This window comes from Streptomyces sp. C10-9-1, assembly GCF_024497955.1.
Taxonomy (GTDB): domain Bacteria; phylum Actinomycetota; class Actinomycetes; order Streptomycetales; family Streptomycetaceae; genus Streptomyces; species Streptomyces sanyensis.
The window spans coordinates 61,956-79,019 of sequence record NZ_JANHKP010000023.1 but is presented as its reverse complement, the minus strand read 5'-3'; the positions used below and the strand labels follow the sequence as shown (position 1 = coordinate 79,019).

22 protein-coding genes are annotated in these 17,064 nt (G+C 73.5%); 9 read left to right on the top strand and 13 right to left on the bottom strand.

Annotation, left to right across the window (positions count from 1 at the left end):
• Window positions 1–352: 352 nt before the first annotated feature.
• From NPS70_RS26915 to NPS70_RS26905, 3 genes are read right to left on the bottom strand one after another with little or no spacing between them, the layout of a single operon-like run.
• Window positions 353–1,159, bottom strand: coding sequence for a helix-turn-helix transcriptional regulator (locus NPS70_RS26915; RefSeq protein WP_256527068.1), 807 nt, complete (start codon window positions 1,157–1,159; stop codon window positions 353–355).
• 23 nt (window positions 1,160–1,182) lie between these two features.
• The gene (locus NPS70_RS26910) at window positions 1,183–1,692 is read right to left on the bottom strand and encodes a DUF6879 family protein (RefSeq protein ID WP_256527041.1); all 510 of its coding nucleotides are present in this window, start codon (window positions 1,690–1,692) and stop codon (window positions 1,183–1,185) included.
• On the bottom strand, window positions 1,679–1,885 hold the full coding sequence (locus NPS70_RS26905) for a hypothetical protein (protein ID WP_060178883.1): 207 nt from the start codon (window positions 1,883–1,885) through the stop codon (window positions 1,679–1,681). Before NPS70_RS26905 ends, NPS70_RS26910 begins: the two co-directional genes overlap by 14 nt.
• Before the next feature lie 155 nt (window positions 1,886–2,040).
• Here NPS70_RS26905 and NPS70_RS26900 point away from each other — a divergent pair, with 155 nt between their 5' ends.
• Window positions 2,041–2,526, top strand: coding sequence for a hypothetical protein (locus NPS70_RS26900; RefSeq protein WP_256527040.1), 486 nt, complete (start codon window positions 2,041–2,043; stop codon window positions 2,524–2,526).
• Here the strand turns inward: NPS70_RS26900 and NPS70_RS26895 are convergent, their stop codons facing one another.
• From NPS70_RS26895 to NPS70_RS26885, 3 genes are all read right to left on the bottom strand, one after another.
• Complete coding sequence (locus NPS70_RS26895; protein WP_256527039.1) at window positions 2,527–3,132, bottom strand: hypothetical protein; 606 nt, start codon at window positions 3,130–3,132, stop codon at window positions 2,527–2,529. It lies immediately after the preceding gene.
• On the bottom strand, window positions 3,129–3,794 hold the full coding sequence (gene msrA, locus NPS70_RS26890) for a peptide-methionine (S)-S-oxide reductase MsrA (RefSeq protein WP_256527038.1): 666 nt from the start codon (window positions 3,792–3,794) through the stop codon (window positions 3,129–3,131). Before msrA ends, NPS70_RS26895 begins: the two co-directional genes overlap by 4 nt.
• 87 nt (window positions 3,795–3,881) lie before the next feature.
• Window positions 3,882–4,985 carry a hypothetical protein gene (locus NPS70_RS26885; protein WP_256527037.1) on the bottom strand — a complete coding sequence of 368 codons (1,104 nt, stop codon included), beginning with the start codon at window positions 4,983–4,985 and terminating at the stop codon, window positions 3,882–3,884.
• Window positions 4,986–5,177: 192 nt separating this feature from the next.
• On the opposite strand from NPS70_RS26885, the gene NPS70_RS26880 reads away from it, so the two are divergent.
• Window positions 5,178–6,332 carry a cystathionine gamma-synthase gene (locus tag NPS70_RS26880; RefSeq protein ID WP_256527036.1) on the top strand — a complete coding sequence of 385 codons (1,155 nt, stop codon included), beginning with the start codon at window positions 5,178–5,180 and terminating at the stop codon, window positions 6,330–6,332.
• A gap of 67 nt (window positions 6,333–6,399) precedes the next feature.
• Here the strand turns inward: NPS70_RS26880 and NPS70_RS26875 are convergent, their stop codons facing one another.
• The 4 genes from NPS70_RS26875 to NPS70_RS26860 form a co-directional block, all read right to left on the bottom strand.
• Window positions 6,400–6,591: a DUF1059 domain-containing protein gene (locus tag NPS70_RS26875; RefSeq protein WP_256527034.1), complete on the bottom strand. Its 192-nt coding sequence runs from the start codon at window positions 6,589–6,591 to the stop codon at window positions 6,400–6,402.
• A 184-nt stretch (window positions 6,592–6,775) separates the two neighbouring features.
• Complete coding sequence (locus tag NPS70_RS26870) at window positions 6,776–7,027, bottom strand: hypothetical protein (RefSeq protein WP_256527033.1); 252 nt, start codon at window positions 7,025–7,027, stop codon at window positions 6,776–6,778.
• Window positions 7,027–7,515 (bottom strand): sigma factor-like helix-turn-helix DNA-binding protein, encoded by a 489-nt coding sequence (locus NPS70_RS26865; protein ID WP_256527032.1) that lies wholly within the window; start codon window positions 7,513–7,515, stop codon window positions 7,027–7,029. Before NPS70_RS26865 ends, NPS70_RS26870 begins: the two co-directional genes overlap by 1 nt.
• 141 nt (window positions 7,516–7,656) lie before the next feature.
• Window positions 7,657–8,169 (bottom strand): MarR family winged helix-turn-helix transcriptional regulator, encoded by a 513-nt coding sequence (locus NPS70_RS26860; RefSeq protein WP_256527031.1) that lies wholly within the window; start codon window positions 8,167–8,169, stop codon window positions 7,657–7,659.
• Window positions 8,170–8,325: 156 nt separating this feature from the next.
• Between NPS70_RS26860 and ilvA the strand changes: the two genes are divergently transcribed.
• From ilvA to NPS70_RS26845, 3 genes are all read left to right on the top strand, one after another.
• Window positions 8,326–9,555, top strand: a complete 1,230-nt coding sequence (ilvA, locus tag NPS70_RS26855; RefSeq protein WP_256527030.1) for a threonine ammonia-lyase — start codon at window positions 8,326–8,328, stop codon at window positions 9,553–9,555.
• 210 nt (window positions 9,556–9,765) lie between these two features.
• A complete protein-coding gene (locus NPS70_RS26850; protein WP_256527029.1) occupies window positions 9,766–10,761 on the top strand; it encodes an ATP-binding cassette domain-containing protein in 996 nt (331 codons plus the stop codon).
• Window positions 10,758–11,618 carry an ABC transporter permease gene (locus tag NPS70_RS26845; RefSeq protein ID WP_256527028.1) on the top strand — a complete coding sequence of 287 codons (861 nt, stop codon included), beginning with the start codon at window positions 10,758–10,760 and terminating at the stop codon, window positions 11,616–11,618. Before NPS70_RS26850 ends, NPS70_RS26845 begins: the two co-directional genes overlap by 4 nt.
• 301 nt (window positions 11,619–11,919) lie before the next feature.
• Here NPS70_RS26845 and greA read toward each other — a convergent pair whose 3' ends face one another.
• On the bottom strand, window positions 11,920–12,417 hold the full coding sequence (gene greA, locus NPS70_RS26840; protein WP_256527027.1) for a transcription elongation factor GreA: 498 nt from the start codon (window positions 12,415–12,417) through the stop codon (window positions 11,920–11,922).
• Window positions 12,418–12,621: 204 nt separating this feature from the next.
• Window positions 12,622–13,029: a DUF4307 domain-containing protein gene (locus NPS70_RS26835; RefSeq protein ID WP_256527026.1), complete on the bottom strand. Its 408-nt coding sequence runs from the start codon at window positions 13,027–13,029 to the stop codon at window positions 12,622–12,624.
• 97 nt (window positions 13,030–13,126) lie between these two features.
• Between NPS70_RS26835 and mca the strand changes: the two genes are divergently transcribed.
• Both mca and NPS70_RS26825 read left to right on the top strand, forming a co-directional pair.
• Window positions 13,127–14,008: a mycothiol conjugate amidase Mca gene (gene mca, locus NPS70_RS26830; RefSeq protein ID WP_256527025.1), complete on the top strand. Its 882-nt coding sequence runs from the start codon at window positions 13,127–13,129 to the stop codon at window positions 14,006–14,008.
• The gene (locus NPS70_RS26825; protein ID WP_256527024.1) at window positions 14,001–14,249 is read left to right on the top strand and encodes a hypothetical protein; all 249 of its coding nucleotides are present in this window, start codon (window positions 14,001–14,003) and stop codon (window positions 14,247–14,249) included. The genes mca and NPS70_RS26825 overlap by 8 nt, the downstream gene beginning before the upstream one ends.
• A 152-nt stretch (window positions 14,250–14,401) precedes the next feature.
• On the opposite strand, the gene NPS70_RS26820 is transcribed toward NPS70_RS26825, so the two are convergent.
• On the bottom strand, window positions 14,402–14,791 hold the full coding sequence (locus NPS70_RS26820; RefSeq protein WP_256527066.1) for a signal peptidase I: 390 nt from the start codon (window positions 14,789–14,791) through the stop codon (window positions 14,402–14,404).
• A 269-nt stretch (window positions 14,792–15,060) separates the two neighbouring features.
• On the opposite strand from NPS70_RS26820, the gene NPS70_RS26815 reads away from it, so the two are divergent.
• Together NPS70_RS26815 and NPS70_RS28610 are read left to right on the top strand one after the other, a co-directional pair.
• Entirely contained in the window at window positions 15,061–15,417 is a 357-nt protein-coding gene (locus NPS70_RS26815) for a PadR family transcriptional regulator (RefSeq protein WP_256527023.1), read from the top strand.
• Between the two features lie 210 nt (window positions 15,418–15,627).
• Entirely contained in the window at window positions 15,628–16,680 is a 1,053-nt protein-coding gene (locus NPS70_RS28610) for a hypothetical protein (RefSeq protein ID WP_305886403.1), read from the top strand.
• The last annotated feature ends 384 nt before the right edge of the window (window positions 16,681–17,064 follow it).

The window sequence follows — 17,064 nt, the reverse complement described above, 5'->3', positions numbered from 1 at the left end:
GCAGCACCACCGCGATCCACCCTGAGGAGGTTCGGAGGCGCTCAGAGCCGCTGTACGTCCGTCTCTCCCGGTCTGCATGTCCACTACCGCCCCCCAGAGTGCTTCGTGGGGTGCGTGGCCAGCTCGACGTTGCAGTCCGAGACGGCGGACAGGTCCCCGGCGCCGTACGCCGCTGTGCGTTGCTTCGCAAGGGCAGCGCAGACACCGCAACCCGGCGCAGGCGCAGGCGCAGGCTGTGTGCGGGGGAGGGACAGTTGAACCGGCGGGTCCATCGTGGTGCTGGGGCTGCTCACTGGGATTCCCTCCCTCGGGTGTCGGCACCGCTGATGCTTCACCCGCTGAGCAGCTCTTTCTAGGACCTTTCCTGTTGGGGCAAGAATCCGTCCCGGATGCCCTCGACCAGGGCTCTCATGGCATCGCCGTAGACCGCCACCGCGGCGAACCGTTCGAAGGTGTCGAGGTAGAGCTGGACGTCCTTCGGGTCGCGGGTGGTGACCTCGGAGTGGAACGTCTCCACGATGACGAGACGGTCGTCGTGGAGGCTGAAGCAGGTCATAGGGAAGTCGGGCATCCGGCGGTCGGACGGGACGACCCCCAGCGAGACGTTGGGCAGACGGGACACGGATGCGAGCCGGTCGAGCTGGAGCGCCATGACCACGGGCTCGCAGATGCGCCACCGGAGTACGTGTTCGCAGATCAGGAAGTGGAACGACCTGCCCGGTTCGTACAGGACGGATTGCCGTTCGAGGCGGGCAGCCACGGTCTTGGTCCTGGTCTCCTCCGGCAGGGACGGAGGCAGGGAGAAGACGGCGTAGGCGTACTCGGGCGTCTGGAGGAGTCCGGGAAAGAGCTGCCCTTGAAAGAGCCTGAGTGTGGTTGTGCCGGCCTCGATGGCCCGGATGGTCTTCTGGTGCTTCCAGGGGCCCATGCGGCGCAGCAGGCGCCATGCGGTGGCCTCGGTGGCTTCAGCGCGGGCGGCTGCCAGGAACTCTTCCTTGACTTCCTGGCTCACGCCTATGGCGGTGAGGACCAAGTCCACGTCCTGGACGGTCGGTCGTACCTTGCCGGTCTCGATCTTCGAGAGCTTCCCGGCAGACATGGAAGCCCTGCGGGCCACCGCGTCACCCGTGAGTCCGGATGCGTCGCGCAGCGCCCGCAGGGCTTTCCCGATCGAGTCGGCGGTCAGTGGTGCCGCTCCCAGTAGTCCGCGAACGGCACAGCTTCGGCCAAGGCGCGGTCTCGGTAGTCCTGATACTCGGTAAGGCAGTGGGCAGGAAGCAGCTCGGCGCCGATGAATGCACCTTCGGGTGTGTAGTGCATCCGGTATACGTCCTGGTCGTCGAACAACCAGAAGTCGTGATCGGGCAGGCTGGCAACTTCCTGGTCGGCCTGGTCGATGATGCCGATGGTCTCACCGGCCGTGATGTTGCCCGGGTAGGCGGCCAGTTCGTACCGCAAGTAATCGGTTAGTGGAGACCTGAGCACATGGACGCGTGAGACCTGCTTGCCCTTGTCGGTCATGGATCGAACCCATGGGTTGTCGTCCCAGTCAGGCCCCATGTCCCCGCCGGCCAGGAAGCGTTCGAACTCCTCGCGCTCCTCCTCCACGCTGTAGACGGCGAGCGTCTCCAGGCGGAAGGCGGTCCGCTCGAAGGTCTCGAAGAGACGGCCGAATTCCTCACCGTTGAGCACGGAAGTACTCCTCCAGCACCGCGGCCGGGACCACGACGGCGGTCTCACCCTCGGGCAGGTCGAGCTGTGCCAGCCGCTCGGGGTCGGTGATGACGTAGCCCTGCACTACGTAGTCCTTGGCGTCCTCGGTACCCCACAGCGTCGGGCACGTTCCGTTCCTGCACTCCGGGTCACCGGACAGCTTCCGCAGCATCCTCGCCCCCACATGTCGGCGTACGCCTGTCGTGTTCGATGCTCCCGAGCTGGTTGTGGTGGGGTCAAGTACTGATCCTTTCCAGAACGGGAAAGCAGCCCCCTCGGTTGGAATCGAGGATGCGCTGGGATGTACGCGGCGGCTACAACGGCAGCATGACCGTCTTCCTGTGTGCCAAGTGCGGCGGCAGTCTTACGCCAGACCTGACGCCGCTGCCTGCCGTTCCCTCAGCGCCCGACGACGAGGAACGGGACAAGGAGAGCCGGCTGGCATCGGCCACAGTGCCGCAGGGGCACTACGCGATCGAGACCGAACCGTGGGGCGCTCCGTACGTGCCGCATCCGGACCAGGAGGGCGGCGGGCCTGCGCAGCCGCGTGGGCCCTGGCGGAGTGATGAAGGGGTCCTCATGGTCTCGGCCGGGCCGCTCGACAACATCGTGATCCACCCCGATGACGCGCCCGACATCCAGCCGCTGCCGGACTGGGAGAACAGCAGCGGATGCTGCGGACCCTCCGGAGACAGCGGACTCAACCGTGCCTGTCCCTGCGGCGCCCGGGTGGCCACGCTCGCCGCAGACTGTTGGGGCCCGTACGAGCTCCATCTGGACGCGAAGCGGGTCTACGGCTACGATCCGTCCTGATCAGTACCCCGACGGGTGCGCGGACAGCCAGGCGGAGTGCCGGTCGCGCAGGCGGTCGCGTTCCTCGGGGGTGGGGAGGATGACGTCCGCGCCGGCGTCGTACGGGTGGTGGATCCGGGTGAAGCCGGGGTCCGTCACGAAGATGCCGGGCAGCGTGTCGTCCGCGACGGCGCGGAGGAGCGGGTCGAGGCAGCCGCGCTGCCAGGGGCGCCGGTCGGCGTAGAAGTACCAACGCGTGTGGAAGGCCGGATCAGGGTCGTCGGTCTCGTCCAGGGGGGTCCACAGCGTGCCCTGCGGGTGGAGGGCGGCGCGGCGGGCCGCGTAGTCCGTCGGCTCGGACGGGTCGGCCCAGTCGGTGGTCACCACGTACGCCTCGCCGCCCGCGAAGAGCTCGTCGAGGACCGTGTTGTAGCGGTCGAGGAGGACCGCGTACTCGGCCTCGTCCTGCGCGTAACGCTTCGACTCCGGCAGGCTGTGGAAGCGCACCCAGCGGCTCCCGTACACCGTCTTCAGTTCCCACGGCAGCACCGGCCCGGCAGGCCGGTGGGCCTGCCAGAGCCGGGTCAGCCGCTCGTGCGCCGGGTCGGGGAGAGGGACGTCGTTCACTCCACGGGAGCCTCGGCCACGCCGACCGGGCAGCTCACCCCCGTGCCGCCGATGCCGCAGTAGCCGCCGGGGTTCTTGTCCAGGTACTGCTGGTGGTACGCCTCGGCAGGGTAGAAGGGGCGTCCCTCCGCGGGCAGGACCTCGGTGGTGATCGTTCCCAGTCCGGAGCCCGTCAGGACCTTCTGGTAGGCGTCGCGGGAGGCGGCGGCCGCGGCGGCCTGGGCGGGGGAGTGGGTGTGGACGGCCGAGCGGTACTGGGTGCCGACGTCGTTGCCCTGGCGGAAGCCCTGCGTCGGGTCGTGTGCCTCCCAGAACACCTTCAGCAACTGCTCGTACGAGACGGCCGAGGGGTCGAAGACGACCCGTACCGCCTCGGTGTGGCCCGTCATCCCCGAGCAGGCCTCCTCGTACGTCGGGTTCTCGGTGTGGCCGCCCTGGTAGCCGACGAGAGTGGTCCACACGCCCGGCGTCCGCCAGAAGACGCGCTCGGCTCCCCAGAAGCACCCGAGGGCGAAGTCCGCGACCTCCAGACCCTCGGGATAGGGGCCGAGGAGCGGGTTGCCGAGGACGGTGTGGCGCTCCGGGACGGTGAAGGACGGTTCGGGGCGGCCCTTGAGGGCCTGCTCCGGGGTGGGCAGCACGGGCGTACGGCCGAAGAGCATGGTCGTTTCTCCTTCACGGTGACGGCACCGGGGACAACGCCCCGGGCCCGCCGGGAATTCCGCCGGCGCCGCTCCCGGCCGGGGCCGTCAGCGCCGGAGCGTCGCCGGGCTGCCGCCGTTGGCCTCGAAGCCCGCGACCGCCAGGGCGCGGTGGACCGCGTACTCGGCCGCCGGGTCGGCGCTCTGCGTCCAGGGCACGGCGCCGACGTGGCCGTCCACCCGGACGAGCTGGTGCATGGCCTCGGCCCACCGCTCGGACCGCACCAGGAAGAGGACCAGCAGGTGCCGCACGTGCGCCAGCATCGGGTCGTCGGCGCGTGCCGAGTGGACGGCGTAGAGGGCTCCCTCGACCGCCCTGCCGACGACGGCGCCCTGGTAGAAGCCGCGCACCAGGTTCACCTCGGGCAGGTGCTCGTAGACCGCGAACAGCGGCAGCGCGGCGAGCAGCGAGCCCTCGGGTGCCCGGGCGGCCGCGGCGACGGCGAACCGGTCCGCCTCCTCGCGGGAGCCGTGCCACTTCGCGCACAGGTGGTGCAGCGCGGCGAGGTGGGCGCCCATGTGCTCGGGGGCGCGGTCCAGGATCCGGGCCCAGAGCCGGTCGAACTCCTCCCGGGAGGCGCCGAGTCCGCGGGCGACGGCCAGCTCGGTGATGGCGGGTACCGGGTCGCCGGGGGAGAGCAGGGCGGCCTGTTCGCAGACGCTGCGGGCCTCTTCCAGGATGATCCGGAACTCGTCCGTTCCGGCGGTGGAGGTCCGCCACGCCTGCTGCACCAGGAACTCGGCGTGCACCTGCGCGCCGCCCGCGTCCTTGGGCGACTCGGAGCGCCAGTCGCGCAGCCAGGCCCCGCCGGTGCCCGGCTGCTTCACGAGTTCGAGGGAGGCCGCGCCGGCGAAGGCCTGCACGCGCTGCCAGCGGACCTCCCCCTCCTTCGGCGTCCCGGCGAGCAGCTGCGCGGCGGCCCGCCAGTCCTGGGTGCGCTGGACGACGTCGAGGACGTCGAGGAGGTCCTGGTCCGGGCCCGGGAGCCGGACGTCCAGCTGTTCCTGGCGGAGGAAGCCGTAGTCGTCGGGGTCGGCGGCCTCGGGGGAGCCGGGGGCGGCGAGCCGGATGCCGGAGCGGCGGCGCATGACGTAGGGGCCGACGACCGCGGCCAGCATGCCCATCGCGATCAGGAACCAGAGAATCTCCATGGCCCCATTGTCCCGGACCCCGCCCGCTCCCCGGGCGGCCCGTCCCCCGGCGTCCCCGGCCCCGCGAAGGCCCCCTCAGGTCGTCCGCCTTTCCGGGGACGGCGCCCGCCGGGGGCGTGCGGTGGGACGGGGCCCACGGAGCGCGCGGGGAGCGGGCGCGCACCGGGCGCCACGGGACTACGCTCGGGCCTCATGAGCGACGACCACACCATGCACAGCTTCGAGACCCGCGCCATCCACGCGGGCAACACGGCCGACCCGCTGACGGGCGCGGTCGTACCGCCGATCTACCAGGTGTCCACCTACAAGCAGGACGGTGTCGGCGGACTGCGCGGCGGCTACGAGTACAGCCGCAGCGCCAACCCGACCCGCACCGCGCTGGAGGAGAACCTGGCGGCGATCGAGGGCGGCCGCCGTGGTCTCGCCTTCGCGTCCGGGCTGGCCGCCGAGGACTGCCTGCTGCGCACCCTGCTCCACCCCGGTGCGCACGTGGTGATCCCGAACGACGCCTACGGCGGCACCTTCCGCCTGTTCGCCAAGGTCGTCCAGCGCTGGGGCGTCGACTACTCGGTGGCCGACACCTCCGACCCGGCCGCCGTCCGCGCCGCGGTGAACGACCGCACCAAGGTGATCTGGGTGGAGACCCCCTCCAACCCGCTCCTCGGCATCACCGACATCGCCGCGGTCGCCGAGGTGGCCCGCGGGGCCGGTGCCAGGCTGGTCGTCGACAACACCTTCGCGAGCCCCTACCTCCAGCAGCCGATCGCCCTCGGCGCCGACGTCGTGGTGCACTCGCTGACCAAGTACATGGGCGGCCACTCGGACGTCGTCGGCGGCGCGCTGGTGGCGGCCGACGCCGAGCTGGGCGAGGAGCTGGCCTACCACCAGAACGCGATGGGCGCGGTGGCCGGGCCCTTCGACTCCTGGCTGGTGCTGCGGGGCATCAAGACGCTGCCGGTGCGCATGGACCGCCACAGCGAGAACGCGGCCCGCGTCGCCGAGATGCTGACCACCCACCCCGGCGTGACGCAGGTCCTCTACCCGGGGCTCCCCGAGCACCCGGGGCACGAGGTGGCCGCGAAGCAGATGAAGTCCTTCGGCGGCATGGTGTCCTTCCGCGTCGAGGGCGGCGAGGCGGCCGCGGTCCGGGTCTGCGACCGGGCGCGGCTGTTCACCCTGGGCGAGTCGCTGGGCGGCGTCGAGTCGCTGATCGAGCACCCCGGCCGGATGACCCACGCCTCGGTCGTCGGCTCGGCGCTGGAGGTGCCGGGCGACCTGGTGCGGCTGTCGGTCGGCATCGAGGCGGCCGACGACCTGGTCGCCGACCTGAAGCAGGCCCTGGGCTGAGGCTCCGGAACCCGCGCGGGGCCCCGTCCGCACAGGTGCGGACGGGGCCCCGCCGTGTGCCGTGCGCTCAGGCGGGCACCTTCTCGTCCTCCAGGCCCTCGCGGATCATCCGGCGCAGCTCCGGGCCGTCCGTGTGCTCGTGCACCGAGACGGCGTGCTCGGCCGCCGCCCGGACGACCTCCTCCTCCTCACCGGTGATCGTGAGGGTGCACCCGCTGACACTCGGGGTGTTGCGGCAGTCGGCGACTTTCCTGGTCATGGCGGCCTCCTCCGGGACGGTCGGGTTCCCTTAACGCCGCTCCTTCCAGGGTAGGACGCCGAGGCCCCGGCCGCGGGTGCGAGCGGCCCCGCGAGGCGCACTCCGCTCCCCGGCCGCGACCCGGCACGGCCCACCGGTCACCCTGCGTCGCCGCGCGCCGGGCCCCGGAGGCGCAGGCGGCCCCTCAGACGCCCTCCACGGGCGGCACCGTGTCCGAGGGAGGAAGCAGCCACGGCTCGGTGGCCAGCGCCCACACCGCCAGGGCCAGCAGCGCGGCGGACAGCAGGAGCCAGAGGGCGCGCCGCAGGGCGCGGTGGCGCCGCAGCAGCCGGTCGCCCCGGGCCGCCGCCTGCGCCCCGAGCCCGCCGGGGACCACCGGGTGCGGGGTCTCCATCATCCGGCGGACCTCGGCCTCCTTCCGCTCCGACCCGCTCATCAGGCCGTCCCCAGCCGGGAGGGGAGGGCGAGCCGGGAGGGCGGCGCCGAGGAGGAGTTGCGCATGACCGCGACCGCCCGCGTGCACACGGCCCGGACGCGCTCGGGAGGGATGCCGAGCAGCGTCGCCGCCTGCTCCTCGGCGACGCCCTCGTACAGGCGCAGGACGAGGACCAGCCGCTCCTGCGGTGTGAGCCGGCCCAGCACGCCCTCGGCCGCCCACCGGTGGTGGCGCCAGGCGCCGCGGGCGAAGCGGACGGCGAGTGCGCGGCGTGTGCGGTCGTACGGGTCGTCGCCCCGCAGGCGGTCCCAGTCCGCGTAGGTGCGGGCGAGGGCCGCCGTGAGCAGTTCCTGCGCGCGGGGGTTGGACCGGGGCGGCTCGGCCGTGAGCAGGGTGGAGACATGCAGCAACCGCGCGGCCGCGCCCGCGACGAAGGCATCGAACTCCCGGGTGCGGCGCCGGTCCTTGGCCGAATGCCGTTCGCTCACGTTCCCATTCAGGGCCCGGGGCGGTGCTCCGGTCAAGAGGTCGGCGGCGCCGGGACGCGAAGCGGCCCGGCGCCGGGGAAGCCGCGGCCGGCCGGGCGCCGGCGAGGCTCCGAGCCGGAGCGGCCGCCGTGCCGGGCCCCGTCAGGAGCCGGTCGGCGCCTGGGGATCGCCCGGGTGCAGCCCGGCCTGCCAGGCGGACAGGGCCGAGTTGAAGCGGGTGAGCAGGGTGCAGAAGGACTCGCGCTCGTCCTGGGTCCAGCCGTCCGTCACCTGCCGCATCAGCTCCCGCCGGGAGGAGCGCACCTCGTCCAGCCGCGCCTGGCCGCGCGGGGAGAGCTGGAGGACGACGGCCCGTCCGTCCTCCGGGTGCGAGGTGCGCTTGACGAGCCCGCTGTCGACGAGCGGCGCGACCTGGCGGGTGACCGTCGAGGAGTCGATGCCCATCCCGGCGGCGAGCGCCTTGACGCCCATCGGGCCTTCCTGGTCCAGCCGGTTGAGCAGGAGGTAGGCGGCGCGGTCCATGGAGTTGCGGGCCTGGCCGACGCCGCCGAGGCGGGTCTGCTCGGCGCGCCGCGCGAAGACGGCCACCTGGTGCTGGAGGGCATCGAGGAGGCCGGGACCGAGGTCGGTCGTCATGTCCTGGGAAGTGGGCATGGCTGTGGGGCTCTCTCGTGCGGCGGTCGGGAGGTAGGGGGACAGCGTACGCGGCTACGGGCGCGTAGGGAGCCGTGCTGCGCGATCCCGTCCCACCCGGGGTACCGGCATGCGGACGGCGGCCCGGCCCGGACACCCGGCTGCCAGACTTGTGCCATGAACGCCCGTCTGCCCCAGCTCATCAGTCCGGTCATCCTCGACGACGTCCGGGGGGCGCAGAAGATGCTCTCCGGCGTCGCCCGGGTGACCCCGATGGAGGGCAGCCGCCATCTGACCCGGCTGGTCGGTTCGCCGGTGCACCTCAAGTGCGAGAACCTGCAGCGCACCGGGTCGTTCAAGCTGCGCGGCGCCTACGTCCGCATCTCCGGCCTGCGCCCCGAGGAGCGGGCGGCGGGCGTGGTCGCCGCGTCGGCGGGCAACCACGCCCAGGGCGTGGCGCTGGCCTCCTCGCTGCTGGGCGTGCGCTCGACGGTCTTCATGCCGGTCGGCGCACCGCTGCCGAAGGTCGCCGCGACCCGTGAGTACGGTGCGGACGTGCGGCTGGCGGGGCAGGTGATCGACGAGACGCTCGCACGGGCCGAGGAGTACGCCCACGAGACCGGCGCGGTGTTCATCCACCCCTTCGACCACCCGGACATCGTGGCCGGCCAGGGCACGCTGGGGCTGGAGATCCTGGAGCAGTGCCCGGAGGTGCGCACGATCGTCGTCGGTGTCGGCGGCGGGGGTCTCGCGGCGGGGATCGCCGTGGCGGTGAAGGCCCTGCGCCCGGACGTCCGGGTCGTGGGCGTCCAGGCGGAGGGCGCCGCCGCGTACCCGCCCTCCCTGGCCGCGGGACGTCCCGTCTCGGTGGAGGCGCCGTCGACGATGGCCGACGGGATCAAGGTGGGGCGTCCGGGCGACGTGCCCTTCCGGATCATCAGCGAGCTCGTCGACGAGGTCCGCACCGTCTCCGAGGACGCGCTCTCCAGCGCCCTGCTGCTGTGCCTGGAGCGGGCGAAGCTGGTGGTGGAGCCCGCGGGTGCCAGCCCGGTGGCGGCGCTGCTCGGCGACCCGGGCGCCTTCGAGGGGCCGGTGGTCGCCCTGCTGTCGGGCGGCAACGTCGACCCGCTGCTGATGCAGCGGGTCCTGCGGCACGGCATGGCCGCCGCGGGCCGCTACCTCACGCTGCGGCTGCGGCTCACCGACCGCCCGGGGGTCCTCGCGGCGCTGCTGGGGACGCTCTCGGGGGCCGACGCCAACGTGCTGGACGTCAGCCACGTCCGCACGGACCCGAGGCTGGGCCTGACGGAGGTCGAGGTGGAGCTCCAGCTGGAGACCAAGGGGCCCGAGCACTGCGAGGAGGTCGCCTCGGTCCTGCGGTCCGCCGGGTACACGGTCCTGGACTGAGTGCAGCCCGCGGAAAGGGCTCGCCGGGATTTTTATACCGCGCTAGGGTCCTGGACGAGCCGGGGCCCCGATCCGGTGACAGCCGGAGAAATGATTCGTCCCGGCACCCGCCGGTCCCTACGCTGGGCCGGGCGCCGCCCGGGCGACCGCCCCGCCGCGGGCCCCCGCGCCCGACCTCCGCACCGCCCTCACCCCCCAGGGAGAACCCCTATGCCAGGCGCCATCCACGCCGAAGGCCTGGTCAAGACCTTCGGTGACGTACGGGCTCTGGACGGCGTCGACCTCGACGTCCCCGAAGGCACGGTCCTCGGCCTCCTCGGCCCGAACGGTGCCGGCAAGACGACCACCGTGCGCGTGCTCACCACCCTGATCCGGCCCGACAGCGGCTCCGCCCGCGTCGCCGGCATCGACGTCCTGAAGCATCCCAACGAGGTGCGGCGGTCCATCGGCCTCTCCGGGCAGTTCGCCGCGGTCGACGAGTACCTCACCGGCCGGGAGAACCTCCAGATGGTCGGGCAGCTCTACCAGATGTCCCGGCGCGACGCGAAGGCCCGGGCCGTCGAGCTGCTGGAGCGCTTCCACCTCGCCGACGCCGCCGACCGGCCCGCCAAGACCTACTCCGGCGGCATGCGCCGCCGCCTCGACCTGGCCGCCGCACTGGTGGTCTCCCCACCCGTGATGTTCATGGACGAGCCGACCACCGGGCTCGACCCGCGCAACCGGCAGCAGCTGTGGGACGTGATCCAGGAACTGGTCGGCGCCGGGACGACGCTGCTGCTCACCACGCAGTACCTGGAGGAGGCCGACCACCTCGCCGACGACATCTGCGTGGTCGATCACGGCAGGGTGATCGCACGCGGCACCTCCGACGAGCTGAAGGCCCGCACCGGAGGGGAGCGCGTCGAGGTCGTCGTCCACCGGCCCGACGAGATCGAGCCCGCCCGTGAGGTCCTCGCGGGCCGGGGCAAGGGCGAGGTCGCCGTCGTCCGCCACACCAGGAAGCTCACCGTCCCGGTGACCGGCGGCGCCAAGCTGCTGGCCGAGGTCATCCGCGACCTGGACGCCCGCGGGGTGGAGATCGACGACATCGGACTGCGCCGCCCGACCCTCGACGACGTGTTCATCTCGCTCACCGGCCACGCGGCCGAGAGCGCCGCAGCCGACGACGAGGCGTCCGACGCGCCCGGCAAGGAGAGTGCCGCATGACGACCACGACCACCCCGGCCGCCCGGCCCCTGGCGCCCCGCCCCCGGGGCGGTGTCGCCCAGTCGCTCGCCGACTCCCTCGTCGTGGCGCGGCGCAACATCATCCGCCTGACGCGCATCCCCGAGATGATCGTCTTCGGGATCGTGCAGCCCGTCATGTTCGTGGTGCTGTTCAGCTACGTCTTCGGCGGCTCGATCTCCGTCGGCGGCAGCCTCTCGGCCTCCGACTACCGCGAGTTCCTGATGGCCGGCATCTTCGCCCAGACCGTCACCTTCGCCACCGCCGGAGCGGGGGCCGGGATCGCGGACGACATGCACAAGGGGCTGATCGACCGCTTCCGCTCGCTGCCCATGGCCCGCGGCGCCGTGCTCACCGGCCGGACCCTGGCCGACCTCGTCCAGACCACGCTGACGCTGGTGGTGCTCGCCCTCGTCGCGCTCCTGGTCGGCTGGCGCACCCACACGAACGCGGCCGAGGTCCTGGCGGGCTTCGCCCTGCTGCTGCTGCTCGGGTACGCGTTCTCCTGGATCGGGGCGCTCATCGGCCTGTCGGTGCGCACGCCCGAGGCGGCGACCTCCGGCGGGCTGATCTGGCTCTTCCCGCTGACCTTCGTCTCCAACGCCTTCGTGCCCGCGGAGAACATGCCGACCTTCCTCCGGCACATCGCCGAGTGGAACCCCTTCAGCGCCACGGTCCAGGCGTCCCGCGAGCTCTTCGGCAACCTGCCGCCCGGGTACGTCACCCCGGACGCCTGGCCGATGCAGAACGCGGTCCTCGCCTCCGTCCTGTGGTCGGTGCTGATCATCACCGTCTTCCGGACGCTCGCGGTGCGCAAGTACCGCTCCGCCTCGGCCTGAGCGCAGCCTCGGGCCGAGGACCGGCGCCGGTCTCCGCTCCCGGTCCGCAAGGACGGGAGCGGAGACCGGCGCCGCCTGTCCTGCCGCGACGCCGGACGGCGGGGCCGCCCGATCGGCGCGATGCCACGGGCCCCGGAATCCGGCGCGGTGCCCGCGCGCCCGCGGCCACCGCCTTGCCAGGGGGTACGGGGACGGGTCCCCTGCTGCGGGCGGGCCCGCGGCACCCCGCGGCGGCGGACGCGCACGGGCCCCCGGCGGGGACGCGCGTCCCCGCCGGGGGCCCGGGTGCTGCGGTGGCCGCTCAGCCGCTGTAGGGCTTGGCCTCCAGGATCTTGACCATGGCCGTCTTGCCGTTCGGCAGCTCGTACTCCGCCTCGTCGCCGACCTTCTTCCCGTTCACGCCGACACCGAGCGGCGACTGGGGGGAGTAGGTCTCGATGTCGGAGCTCGCGTACTCGCGCGACGCCATCAGGAAGGTGAGGGTGTCGTCCTCGTCGCCGTCGAAGGCGATCGTGACGACCATGCCGGGCTCGACGACACCGTCGTCCGCCGGCGCCTCGCCGACCTTGGCGCTGTCCAGGAGCTGGGTCAGCTGGCGCACACGGAGCTCCTGCTTGCCCTGCTCCTCCTTGGCCGCGTGGTACCCGCCGTTCTCCCGCAGGTCCCCCTCCTCGCGCGCAGCCTCGATCTTCTTGGCGATCTCGACGCGCGCGGGACCAGACAGGTACTCCAGCTCGGCCTTGAGCTGGTTGTACGCCTCCTGGGTGAGCCAGGTGACGTTCTCGCTGGTCTGGGTCACAGGTGCTCCTCGTAGGTACTGGGAATACAAAGCATCGCCCTACCCAGAAGGATGGTCCGTCCCGGGTGGGCGAAACCACGAGCCTAACAATTTCAGGGCGAAAGGGGGAGGACATAAGCCACCGGTCGCCCAGCCTCGCAGGTCACCGGGGTCTGCGCCGGTTCCGGCGCGGCACCGGGCCGGGAGAATCGCCGTCGCGGGCGGTCAGGCCGCGGTGCAGCCGACCAGCTCGGCGCCGGTGGCCTCGCGGGTGGTGCGGATGCGCACCACCCGGTCGATGCGCCCGGTACCGGTCTCCTCGAAGCGGGCGTCCAGCCTGCCGACCTCGGTGCCGTCCTCCGCCAGGGCCCGTACGGTGCAGGTGCCGGTGGCGTCGGCGTCCTTGCGCACCTCCAGGTGCATCTGCACCTCGTTCGCGCCCTGCACCACGTCGAACTTGATCACTTCGGCGCTGAGGGTCCGGCCCGCGACGTAGTCGTAGCCGAACCAGCCGACCACGGCGACCGCCACCGTCCCGAGGACGGCGCCGAGGACGCGCAGCCCGCGGTCGGCGCGCTCGTCCGCCGAGCGCCCGTAGCGCCCCTGCGGAAGGCCCTCGCGTGCAGCCGTCATGATCGTTCCCTTCGTGTCCCGGAGTCAGGAATTTTCCGTCCCCCGGTTCGGTCACTATAGAGAGCGCACGACGCGACGAATCACTGAGGATCGAGTCTTGACTGAGCAGCTGCGACTGATGGCCGTGCACGCGCACCCCGACGACGAGTCGAGCAAGGGCGCGGCCACGATGGCGAAGTATGTGTCCGAGGGGGTGGACGTGCTGGTCGTGACCTGCACGGGGGGCGAGCGCGGCTCCATCCTCAATCCGAAGCTCCAGGGTGACGCCTTCATCGAGGCCAACATCCACGAGGTCCGCAGGAAGGAGATGGACGAGGCCCGCGAGATCCTGGGCGTCAAGCAGGACTGGCTCGGCTTCGTCGACTCCGGCCTCCCCGAGGGCGACCCGCTGCCCCCGCTCCCCGAGGGCTGCTTCGCCCTGGAGGACGTGGACAAGGCCGCGGGCGAACTGGTGCGCAGGATCCGCGCGTTCCGCCCCCAGGTCGTCACCACCTACGACGAGAACGGGGGCTACCCGCACCCCGACCACATCATGACCCACAAGATCACGATGGTCGCCTTCGACGGCGCCGCGGACGCGGAGAAGTTCCCGGAGTCCGAGTACGGCCAGGTCTGGCAGCCGCAGAAGCTCTACTACAACCAGGGCTTCAACCGGCCGCGCACCGTCGCCCTGCACGAGGCGCTGCTGGAGCGCGGGCTGGAGTCCCCCTACGGCGAGTGGCTGGAGCGCTGGAAGGAGTTCCAGCGGGCCGAGCGGACGCTGACCACCTACGTGCCCTGCGCCGACTTCTTCGAGGTGCGCGACCGGGCCCTGATCGCGCACGCCACCCAGATCGACCCCGACGGCGGCTGGTTCCGGGTCCCGATGGAGATCCAGAGGGAGGTCTGGCCGACCGAGGAGTACGAGCTGTCCAGGTCGCTCGTCGAAACCTCCCTCCCCGAGAGCGACCTCTTCGCGGGCATCCGGGAGAATGCCTGACATGAGCGCAAGCGCGAACCTCGCAATGACGCACGTCGCCACCCTGGCCAAGGAGCTGGACGAGAACAAGGTCACCCCCGGTGTCCTGGGCTTCCTCGTCTTCGCGGCGCTGGCGGTCGGCGTGTGGGCCCTGATGAAGTCCATGAACCGGCACATGAACCGGGTCGACTTCGAGGAGGAGCCCGAGCCGGACGCCCGGCCCGCCAAGGGCACCGGCCGCACCGGGGGCTCCCCGGCCTGACCGGGGGCGGCCGCGGTTGCCGCGAGGGCGCGCCGCCGTGTGCGGGACGGGAGCCGCCGCAGGTGCCCGGGGGGTGTCCTGCGGCCGCCCCGGGCCCGCGGCCGTGCGTGCGGGCCCGCCGCCACGCTCCCGGCCGGAGCCCCGGCGGCCGGTCAGCGGGGCGGTGCCCCCTCCCCGGCCGCGACGGCGGCGGGAGCGACGGCGTACCCCGGGACGGACGGCCACCGGACCGTCAGCACCACCGCATCCTCCTCGGCCCGCCACGAGTGGTCCGTCCCGCGCCCCCAGACCACGTAGTCGCCCTGCTCCGCCAGCAGGACCTCCCGGCCCGGCAACCGCACCCGGAAGCGGCCGCTGACCAGGACCAGCAGCGTGGTGCGCTGCTCTCCCCGCACCCATCGGGCACGTTCCTCGCCGCGCGGGTGGACCCCCCACTTGATCTCCACGTCCTCGCTGTGGCGCGGATCCCCGGGCTCCTTGAAGTGCCCCAGCAGCCATCCCCGGTCGAGCGCCGCGTCCCGTGCCGCACGGCCCACGTACACGCCGTCCGTGCCCGGTCCTCCGCCGGTGCCGTCCCCCCTCCCCGCCGGCCGGTGCGGCTCCCCGCACCCGCCCCCGGGGGCGTCCGGCGTACTGCGGGCCTCCCCGCCCTCTCGCTCGTCCATGCCGCCCGACGCTATCCCGTGCGCCTCTCCCTCCCCGCCCGCCCCTCCCGGCCCCGTCCGCCGGGACCGCCCTTCCCTCTTCTCCGGATTCCCGAGTATGCTGAAAATCGGAATAGTCGCTGGATCGGAAAGCGCGGGTGGGAGCAGTGACCGGGAACACCGCCTGGACACGGGCCGTGCTGCCGCTGTGCCTGCTGGGCCTCCTGGACGCCGAGGGCGAGAGCTACGGATACGCCCTGCTGGGGCGGCTCGGCGATGCGGGGCTGACCCCGGTCAAGGCCGCCACCCTCTACCCCGCCCTCGCGCGGCTGGAGGAGGAGGGGGCCGTCGAGGTCGAGTGGCGGGCCGGTGACGGAGGGCCGGGGCGCAAGTACTACCGCATCACCGCCGCGGGCCGGGCACGGCTCGACGGCGACGCCGCGGCCTGGAACGGCCTCGCCCGGGCCGTCTCCGCGCTGCTCGGCGACCGGGACGCGGGGGCCGGGGAAGCGCCCCGGCGCTGAGCCGCCCCGTCCCGGGACCGTCCGCGGCGGGCGGGGGAGTACCGCGGGCGCGGGCGGGCCCCGCGCGCACCACCGCCGGCCACCGGCCCCGGACCGGCCCGCCGGACGGGCTCCCGCGCACCGACCACGCCCGGCACCGCCCGACCCGGCGGCGCACCGGCACACCGGCCCGCGCGGAGACGCGCGGTCACACGTACACGAGGGGGACCCATGAAGGACGCAGCAGAGCGCACGCGCGCATGGCCGCGGGAGGAGGACGAGCAGTGGGCCGCCAGGGTCGAGATGCGCCTCGCCCTCGACCTCCAGGCCCCCGACGGCCTGGCCGACCTGGTGCTCGACGAGGTGCACGGGGCCGTGACCGAGACCGGGCTCGACGCGCGGGAGCTCTTCGGCCCCCCGGACGCGTACGCCCGCACCGCCGTCGAGGAGCACGTCGGCGAGGAGCAGCGGGCCCGGGCCGACGTGAAGGGCATGGCCCCCGGTCAGCGCTTCACCGCCTCCCTCGCCACCTTCTGCGGCATCGGCGTCCTGCTCGGCCTGATGCACTGGCTCCGCGAGGGGCTCTGGATGGCCCCCGGGCCGGCCGCCCTCGCCGCGATCTCCGGGATCGCCCTCGCGGGCCTGCTCGCCGTCTGCGCCCTCACCGCCTGGTCGGCCGGGCGGATCCGCGGCGCCGCCGGCCTCGCCGCGGCGGGCGCGGCCGCCGTCGGAGCGGCCGTGGCCGCGGCCTCGCTGCTCCCGGAGGACCCCCGCGTCACGCTGCCCGCCCCGGCGGCGGCGGCGGTCTGCGCGGTGCTCGCGGTCCTTGCGGCCAACCTGCCCGCCGCGGCCGTCGAGCGGTGCTTCGTGCCCGCCCCGCGCCCCGGCGACGACGGGCACTGGCTGTCCCGCCTGGAAGGGGTCCTGCGCGGCCGCCACGCCCTGTCCGCCGCCGAGGCGCGCGGACACGTCCGCGAGGCCCGGCGGCACCTGGATGCCTCGGGGGAGGACGCGGCCACCGCCTTCGGCGACGTCGAGGTGTACGCCCTGCGCCTGGCGGCGGGGCCCCGCCGCACCGCGCGCGTGGAGCGCCGCGAGCTCTACGGGGCGACGGCGATCGCGGCCGTGCTGGCGCTGCTGCTCGTCGAGAAGATCCGCAACCCGGAGCCGGGCTCGGTGTGGTTCTGGTGCTCCCTCGCCGTGGCGCTCTTCTGGATCACGCATGCGGTCCGCCTCTGGCTCCGCGCCGCCGCGACCAGCGGCCGCCGCGGCGGCCGGGCGTAGCCCTCCTCGACGCCCGGCCCGGTGCGGAAACGTTTCCGGCGTGCACCGGGCCCGGGGCGCCGACCCGCCGGGCCGGTGCCCGACGGCGATCGGGACGGCCCGCGGGGCCGGGGTTCCCCGTCCCGGGACCCGGTCGCGGCGGCCGTGCCACCGCCTGCCACCCGTGCCCGTCCCGGGGCACCCCGCGCCCGGCACGGGTTCGTCGAGCCGCCCGGGCGGGCCTCCCGCGCCCGGCGCACGGCTCCGCGGACCGCGCCGGCGGCGGAGCGGGCGGGGACGCGGCCGGATGCGGCGGGCGTCGCGCAGGGCGCCGGCCCGAGCCGGACGACCCGGCCGTCCGGCCCCGCCGGGTGCGGCCTCGCGCGCGGCCACCGCCCGTCGGAG